At 69.1% G+C, this 12175-nt stretch carries 11 protein-coding genes and 1 pseudogene; 6 read left to right on the top strand and 6 right to left on the bottom strand.

Annotation, left to right across the window (positions count from 1 at the left end):
* The first annotated feature begins 16 nt into the window (after window positions 1-16).
* From E3O49_RS07275 to E3O49_RS07270, 3 genes are all read left to right on the top strand, one after another.
* A complete protein-coding gene (locus E3O49_RS07275; RefSeq protein WP_134366429.1) occupies window positions 17-730 on the top strand; it encodes an SOS response-associated peptidase in 714 nt (237 codons plus the stop codon).
* A gap of 95 nt (window positions 731-825) precedes the next feature.
* Complete coding sequence (locus tag E3O49_RS16535) at window positions 826-990, top strand: hypothetical protein (RefSeq protein WP_160141051.1); 165 nt, start codon at window positions 826-828, stop codon at window positions 988-990.
* 160 nt (window positions 991-1150) lie between these two features.
* Window positions 1151-1723, top strand: a complete 573-nt coding sequence (locus E3O49_RS07270) for an SMP-30/gluconolactonase/LRE family protein (protein ID WP_338144981.1) — start codon at window positions 1151-1153, stop codon at window positions 1721-1723.
* Window positions 1724-1771: 48 nt separating this feature from the next.
* Here the strand turns inward: E3O49_RS07270 and E3O49_RS07265 are convergent, their stop codons facing one another.
* Window positions 1772-2419, bottom strand: coding sequence for a DUF1345 domain-containing protein (locus E3O49_RS07265; protein WP_134366428.1), 648 nt, complete (start codon window positions 2417-2419; stop codon window positions 1772-1774).
* Between the two features lie 159 nt (window positions 2420-2578).
* On the opposite strand from E3O49_RS07265, the gene E3O49_RS07260 reads away from it, so the two are divergent.
* On the top strand, window positions 2579-3517 hold the full coding sequence (locus tag E3O49_RS07260) for a J domain-containing protein (protein ID WP_134451276.1): 939 nt from the start codon (window positions 2579-2581) through the stop codon (window positions 3515-3517).
* A gap of 17 nt (window positions 3518-3534) precedes the next feature.
* Here E3O49_RS07260 and E3O49_RS07255 read toward each other — a convergent pair whose 3' ends face one another.
* Together E3O49_RS07255 and E3O49_RS07250 are read right to left on the bottom strand one after the other, a co-directional pair.
* Complete coding sequence (locus E3O49_RS07255; RefSeq protein ID WP_134402366.1) at window positions 3535-4410, bottom strand: hypothetical protein; 876 nt, start codon at window positions 4408-4410, stop codon at window positions 3535-3537.
* A 36-nt stretch (window positions 4411-4446) separates the two neighbouring features.
* On the bottom strand, window positions 4447-5262 hold the full coding sequence (locus E3O49_RS07250; protein WP_134366425.1) for a DUF4097 family beta strand repeat-containing protein: 816 nt from the start codon (window positions 5260-5262) through the stop codon (window positions 4447-4449).
* 92 nt (window positions 5263-5354) lie between these two features.
* Here E3O49_RS07250 and E3O49_RS07245 point away from each other — a divergent pair, with 92 nt between their 5' ends.
* Entirely contained in the window at window positions 5355-5717 is a 363-nt protein-coding gene (locus E3O49_RS07245) for a hypothetical protein (RefSeq protein ID WP_134366424.1), read from the top strand.
* A 64-nt stretch (window positions 5718-5781) separates the two neighbouring features.
* Here E3O49_RS07245 and E3O49_RS07240 read toward each other — a convergent pair whose 3' ends face one another.
* Window positions 5782-8301 carry an FAD-dependent oxidoreductase gene (locus E3O49_RS07240; protein WP_134434778.1) on the bottom strand — a complete coding sequence of 840 codons (2520 nt, stop codon included), beginning with the start codon at window positions 8299-8301 and terminating at the stop codon, window positions 5782-5784.
* Between the two features lie 195 nt (window positions 8302-8496).
* Between E3O49_RS07240 and E3O49_RS07235 the strand changes: the two genes are divergently transcribed.
* Window positions 8497-10722 carry an MMPL family transporter gene (locus E3O49_RS07235; RefSeq protein ID WP_134404510.1) on the top strand — a complete coding sequence of 742 codons (2226 nt, stop codon included), beginning with the start codon at window positions 8497-8499 and terminating at the stop codon, window positions 10720-10722.
* Window positions 10723-10728: 6 nt separating this feature from the next.
* Here the strand turns inward: E3O49_RS07235 and E3O49_RS07230 are convergent, their stop codons facing one another.
* Both E3O49_RS07230 and E3O49_RS16760 read right to left on the bottom strand, forming a co-directional pair.
* Window positions 10729-11895, bottom strand: a complete 1167-nt coding sequence (locus E3O49_RS07230) for an XdhC family protein (protein WP_134404508.1) — start codon at window positions 11893-11895, stop codon at window positions 10729-10731.
* Between the two features lie 36 nt (window positions 11896-11931).
* Window positions 11932-12175, bottom strand: a pseudogene (locus E3O49_RS16760) (SRPBCC family protein); the annotation flags it as partial.

Below are 12175 nucleotides of genomic sequence, written 5' to 3'. Positions count from 1 at the left end.
GTAGTAGCCTGTCGCTATGTGCGGTCGCCTCATCATCACGGATACGGCGTCCGATCTCGCCGCGATGTTCGACGTCGAACACGAGGGCGAGAACCTCCCGGAGCCGTCCTGGAACATCGCCCCCACCGAGCAGATCCCGATCGTGCTCGAGTCGGCGAAGTCCGGCGACGTCGTGCGCCGCCTCGAGGCGGCGCGCTGGTCGCTGGTTCCGTCGTTCGCCACCGAGCTGGCCTCCGGCTTCCCGACGTTCAACGCCCGTTCCGAAACGGTCGGTGGGAAGGCGTCCTTCGCCGACTCGGTCGTCTCCCGCCGTGCACTCGTGCCGGCCACCGGCTACTACGAGTGGCGCACGGACGGCGCCGTCAAGACGCCCTACTTCATCCACTCGGATGACGGCCTCCCGCTGGCCCTGGCCGGACTCTATTCCTGGTGGCGCAACCCGGCCGTTTCCGACACCGACCCGTCCCGCTGGGTGCTGTCCGCCACGATCCTGACCCAGGCGGCCGGGGGTCCGCTGGCCGATCTCCACGACCGCATGCCCGTCATCCTCGCGGAGGAATGGTGGGACCAGTGGCTGGACCCGCACACTCCGGGAGACCAATCGTTCGTGGACGGGGCCGTCGCGGCGTCCCGCGACGCCGCAGACGCACTCCGGTTCCACGAGGTGGCCCCGATCAGGGGAAACGGGCCGGAACTGATCGAGCCGGCCGGCGACCGCCCGGGCGCGTAACCGGGGCCGCGGCCCGGTTTCCACCCCGCGAACCGGTACGCTCGAACCATCGGCCCGGCGAACCTGCGTGGGCACCGTTCGAAAGGGCCCCCACCATGAACGTCATCTACTTCATCATCTCGATGGCCGTCTTCACCTTCGGCCTCTGGCTCTTCGGGTTCGCCTTCGAGGCGCCCACGCTCCAGGCCCCGCTCTTCATCGGCGGCGTGCTGGTCGTCTCCCTCGCCGTGGCGATCCCGGTCCAGATCCTCCGCGACTAGCGATTCCCGGCAGCGGACGTGCTCGCCGAGCAGAGAACGGACCCGGTCGCCTTCCACGCCGAAGGGCCGGTCTGGTCTGAGTCCTGGGGTGGCCTGCGCTGGGTGTTCATGTTCGCCGGGGACGTGCTCTCCCTCGTCGGAGACACGATTCATCGCCGCCATGTCGGTGGGATGGTGGCGGCGCTGCGACCCGGACGGGCGCGTCTACTGCGGGTCCATGGCCTACGACCAGCGGCCCGGAGCCGGGATCCTGCACCGCCTCGACCCCGACGGCACCGTGACCCCGGTCCTGTCGAACCTGAGCATTCCCAACGGGCTGGACTGGAGCCCGGACGGGTCCCTGGCCTATTTCAATGACACCCCCACCGGCCGGGTCTCGGTCCTCGACTACAGCCGCGAGTCCGGGCTCACGGGGTTGCGCACCTTCGTCGAGATTCCGCCGGGCGCCGGTTATCCGGACGGCCTCACAGTGGACAGCGAGGGTGCCGTCTGGGTGGCTCTCTACGGCGGATCCGCCGTGCACCGCTACAGCCCGGCCGGCCGGCTGGACGAGATCGTCGAGGTGGCCGCGCAGAACGTGACCGCCTGCACGTTCGGCGGGCCGCACCTGGACCGGCTCTTTATTACCACGTCCCGGGAAAACCTTCACCCCGGACAGGACCCGCTGGCCGGATCGCTTTTCGCCGCCGACGTCGGCGTGGCCGGGCTGCCGGTTCGGGAGTTCTTCGGCTGAATCCGGGAGGCCTCCGGTTCTCGTGCTGCCCAGCCCAGCGGGCCGTCCTCAGCGCAGCAGGCCGGCCACCAGATTGATCAGGGTGGCCAGGATGAATGAGCCGAACACATACGAGAGAAGGCCGTGACGGAGCGCCGTCATCCGGATGCGGTGGTCCTGAATGCTCGTATCCGACACCTGGAACGTCATCCCGAGGGTGAAGCCCAGGTAGGCGAAGTCACCGTAGTTCGGCGGGGCCGGCTGGTTGAAGTCCACCCCGCCGTCGGGGCCCGCATAGTAGAGCGAGGCGTAACGCAGGGTGAAGAGGGTGTGCACCAGCACCCAGGACAGGCCCACGCTCAGCACGGCCGCCGCCGCCAGGACGCCCCGTTGCGTGCCCGTGGTGGCGTGGGTTTGGACCATCAGGAAGACCAGGGCGCCCAGACTGCCGAGGCTGCTCAGCAGGATCAGGATGTCCGCCACGCCGCGCGAGGGGTCCTCCCTGGTCGCGTGGCTGGCCGTCAGGTTGCTGTCCATCGGGCCGATCGTCGCCCACACCCAGGTGACGTAGGTCACGCAGGCGGCTGCCCAGCCGACGATGGGCGCCATCACCCCTTCGCTGGTGAAGCCCATCCCGGTGGCGGCGAGCACCCCGACGCAGAACATCGCCACCAGTCGGGTGCTCGAGCGGTGGATCCTGCGATCGTGCGTCGTCATACGCTGATCGTCGCACGGAATCGTCACCACGTTCGGCGGGCGCACCCGGCGCGCCCGGCGATATGCCAGCCAGGATCGGTAGTCTGGACGAACGATCGGCCGACTGCACCACACGGCCACACCCTGTCGACCGCACCAACGCTGAAAGAGACCGCGAGGATGTCAGAGAGCCCGGCCGCGGCGTCACCCTACGAGGTGCTGGGCGTCAGCCCCACCGCGAGCGACGACGAGTTGCGGCGCGCCTATCGCGGGCTCCTGCGCCGCACGCATCCGGATGTCGGGGGAGACGCCGCTGCGTTCCACCGGGGCCAGGTGGCCTGGGAACGCGTGGGGACCCCGGACGCCCGGGCGGCCTACGACCGGATGCGCTACCCCGATTCCGGGGCCGAGCCGGAGAGCACGGTGTACGCGTCTTCTGCTGCTCCGCGGGGTCAGGCCACCCGCACCGGGCTGCGCGCCCGGATGTACGGCCACCCCGGCGGCCTCGCTCGACAGCGTTACCTGGATCTGCTCCGCGAGTGGGCCGGACGCGGCACCTCCATCGACGATCCCTACGCCCCGGCCCTGATCCGCTCGGCGCCGCGGGAGATCCGCCACTTCCTCGCCAAGGCGCTGGCCGAGGAGTCCACGGCGCAGCTCGTTTCCGCCCTCGGTATCGGCTTCACTGCCTGGCATGACGTGGCCGCGGGATTGTCCGGAGCCAAGGTGGACCACGTCGTGCTCGGTCCGGCGGGGCTGTTCGCTGTCCTGTCCGAGGACTGGGGCGGCCCGGTGCAGCTGCGCCGCGGGGAGCTCGTCGGCGACGCCCTCGGACCGGGCGACACTCCGATTCAGGACTTCGAGGCGGCCGCACGCGCTCTATCCAAGCAGCTGCGGGTCAAGTTCACCGCCCTCGTGGTCGCGCTGCCCGACGACGCACTGGCGGACCCGCTCATCGTGCCGGGGCGCGGGCGCCGCCCGACCGTGGTCACCGTGCCGAGGTCCCGCCTGATCGGCCTGCTGCGGGAAGGCCTGCCCGGCATGGAACGCGGCAGTTTCGAGAAGGTCTTCGAGCTGCGGAGCCGCCTGCAGGACGGTATCCGCTTCAGCGTGGACTAGCCCGTTCGGAGCAGCGCTCAGCGCAGCCCGAGCCGGTCCACCCAGGAGCCGAGGAACTGTGCTCCGGCCGCGTCGTGGACGAGGTCACCCTCCACGATCACCGGGTAGGGCCGCTCGAGGATGCCGTCCGCGGGCCGCACGTCCACATGGGAGACGTCGTAGCCGGCGGCGTGCAGGTGATCGGCCATCAGGTAGTCGCTGCGGGAATCCCCGACCGAGCGCCAGACCCGGGGGAGCGGGCCGGAAACCGAGAAGAAGTCCAGTGCCCGCCTGGCGCCGTGGTCCTTGTCGAGGGTGACGGACTCGATGTCCGTCGAGATGATCGTCGGGTCGATCCGGAATGGCACGGCACCGTGCGCGTCCGGGTGGACCCGTCCGCCGAAACGGATGCCCAGCCCCAGCCCGGTGAGCAGGGTGAACGCGGCCTCGTTGAAGTCCGCGGCCGCGACCTGGTAGGCGGCGTGGTCGGCATCCGTGCGCTGTTCGACCGAAACCATGGCCTGCTTGGTCTCGTCGAAGAACATGGTGTCGCTGAATCGGTCGGCGACGAGAGCGCGGATGCCCTCGACCGCCGGGGTGGGCAGCGTAACGCTGTCGTCGACGACGACCTCACCGATGCCGGCGGCGGTGATGGGGAACCAGACGGCGCCCTTCTCGCAGACGCCGTACATGCGCATGGTCTCGGGCAGGCCGGCGGCGCGGAGCGGCAAAACCACCTCATCCCGAATGAAGGCGACCGAACGGCCGGTGATGAACGCGATCGGCACGTTGGCGCGGGCCAGGAGGATCAGGTCCGTGATGATGCTCGGGGTGGCGACGGTGCGGGTGACCGGGCTGGCGATGGGCCCGTCCACGTCGAGGAGCAGGCCGAGGGGGGAGGGGGCGTCAGACATGGTCCCAGTCTTTCACGACCGGTCAGTCGCGGCCGGTCAACGCCGACTGATCGTCACGTTCCCGTTGGTGGTGGACGCCGTGATGGTGCGCCGTGACGAGGGATCGGTGGGCACCGAACCGCTCTCGATCGTGCCGTTGGTCGTGTGCGCGTCGACGGCGTAGGTCGTGTCGTCACCCGGAACACGCACCGTGACCGTGCCGTTCGTGCTCCGGGCCACGACCGCGGACGGCGGTGCGGCGAAGTCCAGTTCGACTTTCCCGTTGGTCGTGGTGGCGTTCACACGGCGCGAGGCGGACTCCAGCACCCGGATCGCGCCATTGGTCGTGATCAACTCGACGTCGCCGCGGGTCCCGGTCATCTGGATCCCGCCGTTCGTGGTGACGAGTTTCTGCGAGCCGGTCAGCCCGGAGGCCGAAAGCCCGCCGTTCTGGGAGGTCACGGTGAGTGGCAGTGAAGCCGGCATCGTCACCTTCAGCTGCAGGGAGCAGTAACCGAACCACTGCCTCGGGCAGCCCCCGGTGATGGTCGTGACATCATCGGACGTCGTCACGGACAGCGTGGGCGTCGCACCGAAGTAGGTTCCGCGGGCGTCCACGTGCACCTGGCCGTCCGTGCTGGGTCGGAGGTCGATCGACGCGTTCGGCACGTCGGCGAGCACCCGGGCCCCCGCCTCCACGTTCCGGGCGCTCTCGAACGACCCGCCCACGGTGCCGCGGAGCAGGGTAGCGACCAGGATCACGCCCAGCACCGTCGCAACGGCGATCAGGGACAACCCGATGATGAGCGCTGTTCGGCTGGCCGTCGACATTCGCTGGCTCTCGTGCGTCGGCCGAGTCGGTGTGGTGGTCATCTCACCCTCCCAGGTTTGCGCCGGACCCCTTGCGCCTGAGGATACCCGGCCCGGGGGACACGGACACCGGCCAGCGCCTATTCTTAATCGACATGATTACGAGACGAATGGCTGCCCTGCGCCTTGACATCCCGCTCGAGATGGCACACCGCCACGAACTCCCGGCGCGGATGTCCGAGGCTGAACTTGCCGAGATCGAGCGCAACCCTCCCGCCTGGCTGGTGCAGTCGCGGGCCAACCGCACCGGCAAGAAACCGGTCTGGGTGGAACTCCGGTGCGCTGTCTGTGGGTACACCGAGGCCGCACGCCCGAAAAAGTGGTGGCCCGAGTTCACATACCTCACCTGCGACTTTCATGGCTCCGATGAGCTCCCGGATGCGGCGGCCGGGCTCAGCCGCACGGAGGTCGACGGCATCGGCAGCCGCTTCATCGGGATCGTGGACGAGGCTCCCTGAACCCCCATTCCACGGGGCTGACGGTGAGGAGACCGGGCGGGCCCCTCACCGTCACGTACCCGGGCTAGATGAACAGCGTCGTGGTCGAGTCTGAGGCTTCACCGAGGAATGTCGCCACGCCGCCGAGCTCCACGCCCTCCATCAGGTCCGACGGGGCGATGCCCAGTAGGTCCATCGTCATGGTGCAGGCGATGAGGCGGGCCCCACCGGCCTGGGCCGATGAGATCATGTCCGGCAGGGAGGCGACCGAGTTGTCCTTCATGACCTTCTTGATCAGAGCGGCGCCGGCGCCGAGCATGTTCATCTGCGAGAGGGGCATGCTGCCGGCGCCGGCAGGCATCATCGTGGCGAACATCTTGTCCATCAGTTTGCGGTCGCGCTTGGGCGCGTCCGGACGTCGCAACGAGTTCAGGCCCCAGAACGTGAAGAACATCGACACCTCGTCGCCCATGGCGATCGCACCGTTGGCGATGATGAAGGCGGCCAGGACCTTGTCGAGGTCGCCGGAGAACACCACGAATGAGGTCTTTCCGGGCTTCTTCTCCGCCGGAACACCCACGTTCTGGGCGGTCGCGACGACCGCTCCGCCCTTCCGCATCGTGGCGACGTAGCCTGGTCCCTCTGGTTCGATCGCCAGCAGCTGGTGGCCGTTTCGTTTGGCCCAGGCCGGGGCATCGTTGGCGAAGCCCGGGTCGGAGACGTGTACGACGATCTCGTCTCCCGGGGTCAGCGACCGAATGTTCTCGGAGAGTTTCATGATCGGGCCGGGGCAGGCCAGGCCGGAGCAATCCAGATCCACGCGCACGCCCGTGCCCTGGGCCAGGGCCGCGGTCGCCGCCGCTGCGGCGACGATGTCGACCGACTCGGCATACGAGGTCATCGGCAGGGGTGGTTCGTCGCTTTCAGGCTTCACCTCGTGCCAGGACCGGAAGGTGTCCGAGCCGCCGGAGAGGGTCGCGACATCCGTGAAGCCCCGCTGCACGAGTGCCCGGTAGCCGAGGTAGCTGCGGAACCCGACCGCGCAGTACAGGCGCAGGGGAGTCGACCGATCCCAGTTCTCGCAGGCCTCCCGGACGGTGCCGAGCGGTACGTTCTCGGCCCCGGGCAGGTGCCAGATCGAGAACTCCTCGGGCGTGCGCACGTCGATCAGGCGCGCGCCTGACGTCGCTGCCGGGTAGTCCTGGGCGTACCAGAGCGAGAGGTCACCGCGCAGAACGTTGCTGGCGACGAACCCGGCCATGTTCACCGGGTCTTTCGCCGAGCCGAACGGCGGGGCGTAGGCGAGCTCGAGCTCCTCGAGGTCGTAGACGGTCAGGCCGGCGCGGAGCGCCGTGGCGAGCACGTCGAGGCGTTTGTCGACACCGTCGAAGCCAGCGGCCTGAGCGCCGAGAATGCGCCCGGTCTCCGGGGCGAAGAGCACCTTGAGCTGCATCATGGCGGTTCCGGGGTAGTAGCCGGCGTGACCCGACGGATGCACGTGCACGGCCCGGTAGGGCAGGTCGGCGGCGAGGAGCTGCCGCTCGGTGGCGCCGGTACCGCCGGCCACCATGTCGAAGACCTTCACGATCGAGGTGCCCTGGGTGGACTTGTATTCGGTCGTGCGCCCGCAGATGTTCTCCGCGGCGACGCGAGCCTCGCGGTTGGCCGGGCCGGCCAGGGGGGCCAGCCACTGCCCGGGCAGCACGGTGTGCGGAGTCTCCACGGAGTCGCCGGCCGCCCAGATGTGCGGGTCGGAGGTCTGCATGTGGGTGTCGACGGTGATTCCGCCGCGCGGACCGATGTCCAGCCCGGCCGCTGTCGCGAGGGCGGTGTTCGGCCGCACCCCGGCCGAGAGGATGACAAGGTCGGCTTCGAGGACGCTGCCGTCGGTCAGTTCCACGTTCAGCCCCCCGCCTGTGCGGGCGGTGAAAGCGGCGGCGGCGGTGGACAGGTGCAGGGTGATGCCCCGGCTGCGGATGTGGTGTTCCACCGGAACCGACATCTCGTGGTCGAGCGGGGGCAGAATCTGGTCGCTCATCTCGACGACGTCGACGACGGCGCCGCGGTGCTTGAGGTTCTCGGCCATCTCCAGCCCGATGTACCCGGCGCCGATCACAACGGTGCGAACCGGGCCGCGGGCGCCCAGCTTGGTCTGGACGAGGGCGGAATCGAGCTGAGCTTTAATGGAATCCATGTCGCCGATCCGGCGCAGAACGTGCACGCCGGCCAGGTCGATGCCGGGCAGGGGAGGCCGCAACGGCTCGGCGCCAGGGCATAACGCGAGGGCGTCGTAGCTTTCGACGTATTCGCGTCCGCTGTCGACCTCGCGGATGGTCACGGTTTGTGAGGTGCGGTCGATCCCCGTGACCTCATGGCCCACGCGCACGTCGATGTCGAGGGATTCGCGCAGGCTCTCCGGCGTCTGTAAGAGGAGGCGGCTGCGATCGGTGATCACCTCGCCGACGTGGTAGGGCAGACCACAATTGGCGAACGAGACGTGGTGGCCCCGTTCGAGAACCACGATTTCGGCGAACTCGTCCAGACGACGGGCGCGCGCGGCCACGGAGGCGCCGGCTGCGACTCCACCAACGACGACGATTTTCATGAGGTGCCTTTCGGTTGGCCAGGAGAGCGTTCAGGCCAACCCGGAAGATACCCCCAAGGGTATGTGGGGCTGAGTTCTGACTTTACACCCTGGCCTCCGGGTCTTCGGTATCGAAAGACGGGGGGCCGGGCCGCCGGGAGGCGAGCGAGGGAGTATTTTGGCGGTAGCCGCCCACTGACAGGAGGACTAGCGACCATGCTTCGCGCTCTCGGTGTCTTCGTAGCCCGCCATCGACTGAGCGCACTGCTGGCGTGGGTGATCCTGATCGGGGCCTGCGTGGCGACCGCGCTGTTCGGGGTCACCGGGGAGAGCCTGTTCCAGCGACTCTCCAGTGCCGGGCCGTCCGTCGCGGGCGAGGCCAGTCAGGCCGCGGACCTGTTGCAGGACCCCGCGGCCGACGAAACGGAGTCCCTGTCGCTGCTCATCCACGGCGTCGACCTGTCCGCTCCCGAACTGGTCTGGATCCTCTCCTCGGCCACCCTGGACCTGAACGAGATCGACGGTGTCACCTCGGTGGTGAACCCGCTGACCATCCCGCCGCTTCCCGATGGGCAGCCGAACCCCGCCGCGGCACCGCTGCTGGCTCCCGACGGCACCGGTCTGCTGTTGAACGTGGAAATGACGACGACCGACGGGGACCCCAGCGATCGGGTGCTCACCGACGTCGAGCGCCGCCTGGGCACAGCGGCCGACGAGGTTCGGCAGGTCGAACCGGACGCGGTTGCGGAGGTCGGCGGCACCCCGTTGCTGATGGATTCGCTCGTGGCCGTGGCGGAAGCAGACCTGCAGAAGGGCGAGCTGATCGCGTTGCCGATCGCCCTGATCGTCATGCTCATCATTTTCGGCGGGTTCCTGGCCGCGGGCATCCCGCTGATCGGCGCCCTCGCCTCCATCGCCGGCGCCCTCGGCGCCCTCTTCGTGTTCAGCCACCTGATGGAGATCGACACCACGGTCCTCAACGTCATCACCGTGATCGGCCTGGGCCTGTCCATCGACTACGGGCTGCTGATCGTCAGCCGATTCCGGGAGGAGTTCCGGCTCCTCGTCGCGCGGGTCGGCGAGCAAACCCGCACGGAGCGGCACGAGCTGATGCTGCAGGCCGTCGGTGTCACGGTCGACACGGCCGGCCGCACCGTGCTCTATTCCGGCCTGACCTTCGCCATCGCCACGGTCGGCCTGCTCGTTTTCGAGCCGACCATCATCCGTGCGATCTCCATCGGCGCGGTCTCGGTGGTGTTGATCGCGATCCTGACGGCCCTCGTGCTCGTGCCGGCGCTGCTCGGCTTCTTCGGCGAGCGGCTGCTGATGCCGGGCGTGCTGACGCGCATTCCAGGCCTGGGCACGCTCCTGACCCGCTTCGGCGACGTCGCACCACCGGAGGGCGTCTTCTCCCGGCTCACCCGTCTGGTGCAGCGTGCACCCGCGCTCGTGGCCCTGGGCGGCATCGCCGTGCTGCTCCTGCTGGGCAGCCCGGTCCTGAACATGAACGTGTCCAGCGGCGGCGCGGACGCGATCCCGAAGGCTTCGACGCAGTACGAGTTCGTCACGGCGCTGAACGACCACTTCCCGCTGGCGAGCGCGCCGCTGGTGCAATTGGTGGCGGCCACCGACGAAGCCTCCGCCGCGGCCTGGACGGAGGAGGTTGCCGCCCTGCCGCACGTCACCGGGACCACGCCCCCGGCCCAGGTGAACGGGTACTGGGTGTCCCGCGTCGGCGTCGACCAGAACGAGGGGCCCGGTGTCGTCCGCGAAATCAGGGCCGATCGGCCCGCGTTCGACAACTGGGCCGGCGGAACGGATGCGGCGTCAGTCGACTACACCGATTCGCTCCTCCGCGGGGCTCCCTGGGCGGCCCTGATCATCGGCGGCGCCACGTTTGTGCTCCTGTTCCTGATGACCGGATCCGTGGTCATTCCGCTTACCGCGCTCGTGGTGAGCGTGATCTCCCTGGGGGCATCCGTCGGCATCCTGGTCTGGGGCTTTCAGGAGGGCAATCTGGCCGGGCTGCTCAACTTCGACGCCGCGACCATAGCCGGCGTCGACCCCCTGGTGCTCACCCTGGTGCTGACTTTCGGGTTCGGCCTGGCGATGGACTACGAGATGTTCCTGCTCGCCCGGATCAAGGAGCACCACGAGCAGGGGGAGAGCACCCGCCGTTCCATCGAGACGGGTCTGCAGAGCTCGGGTCGGATCATTTCCTCGGCGGCTCTCATCATCGTGATCGTCTTCGCCGGCTTCGCCACCGGAGACCTGCTGCAGATGAAGCAGATCGGAATCGCCCTGGCCGTGGCCGTGCTCCTGGACGCCACCCTGGTGCGCACGATCGTGGTTCCGGCCGTGATGACCTCCCTCGAACGGAGCCTCTGGTGGGCGCCGAAATGGATGCACCCGATCCACGCGCGGTTCGGAATGCGCGAATAGCGCAGGCTATTCCGGCGCCGCCGGGGCTGCCAGGGGCGGGACCGATTCGTCCTGGTCGTCGTGATGGATGCGGTCGACCAGACCGCTGAGCGGCTCACCGCTGCCACCCCACTGCAGGGCAATGATCTCGGCTGCGATCGACACGGCCGTCTCCTCCGGTGTCCGTGAGCCCAGATCCAGCCCGATCGGGCTGTGCAGCCGGTCCAGTTCCGCCTCGTCCAGGCCGGCGTCGCGCAGCCGGGCCAGGCGGTCCTCGTGGGTGCGCCGCGAGCCCATCGCACCGATATAGGCGAACTGCTCGCTTCGCAAGGCCACCTCCAGGAGAGGCACATCGAATTTCGGGTCGTGGGTGAGCACACACAGCACCGTGCGGTTGTCGACGAGGCCGGCGGCCAGCTGCTCGGCGAGGTAGCGGTGCGGCCAACCGACGATCACCTCGTCGGCGTCGGGGAATCGCGCCGCCGTGGCGAACACGGCGCGGGCGTCGCACACGGTGACGCGATAGCCGAGGAAAGCGGCCAGGCGGGCCAGTGCCGCCGCGAAGTCGATCGCGCCGAAGACCAGCATTCGCGGGCGGGGGGCGTAACTGTTGAAGAAGACCCGCATTCCTTCGCCGCGCCGCTCGCCATCGGGGCCGTAGGTGAGCGTGCTGTTCCGGCCGGCGGCGAGCAGCCCTTGGGCGTCATCGCTGATGGCGCGGTTGGCATGCTCCGAGCCCACGTCGCCGTCGAAGCCGTGCGGGCGCACGATCAGGTGCCGGCCCAGCCAGGTGGCGTCGGGGTGTTCGATGACGGTCGCGACTCCCACCGGCAGGGAGCCGGCAATGTCGTGCTGCACCGCGGCCAGTTCCGGGAAGCTCTCCCGGTTGACGCGTTCGACGAAGACATCGAGGATGCCGCCGCAGGTGAGGCCGACTGAGAACGCGTCATCGTCGCTGATCCCGTACCGCACCAGAACGGGCCGGCCGTCCTCGATGACCTGGGAACCGAGTTCGTAGACGGCGCCTTCGACGCACCCGCCGGACAGCGAGCCGACGACGGTGCCGTCCTCGGAGACCAGCATCGACGCTCCCGCCGGTCTCGGCGCGGACTTGAACGTGCGGACGACGGTGGCGAGCGCGGCGGCGCCGCCGGTGTGCCAGCCCGCGAGCAGGGGATCCAGGACCTCACGCATTGCGGTGGAACCTTTCCGGTGTGCTCACCCGACGGCCTAGCGCCCGCCGGCGCGGCGGCCGATGCGGTAGGAGATGTACGCGACCGCGGCGAGCAGGCCGAGCAGCCTGGGCAGGCTGCTGAGCTGGTCGGTCAGGATGCCTTTGGCGAGAGTGAGGGCATTCAGGCTGGTCTCGGCGGGGGCGACCGCGGGCCGGGCCGGCGGCGGTGGAACGGTCGCCGGTGCGGCTGCCAGGGGCGTCGCCGCGGGGGGCGCGGCGGGTGCGGCGGCTGGCGGTGCG

Origin of the sequence: Cryobacterium shii, assembly GCF_004402595.1 — a bacterium.
GTDB lineage: Bacteria > Actinomycetota > Actinomycetes > Actinomycetales > Microbacteriaceae > Cryobacterium > Cryobacterium shii.
Note: the sequence above shows the minus strand (reverse complement) of the source record. Positions and strands in the feature narration are given on the sequence as shown.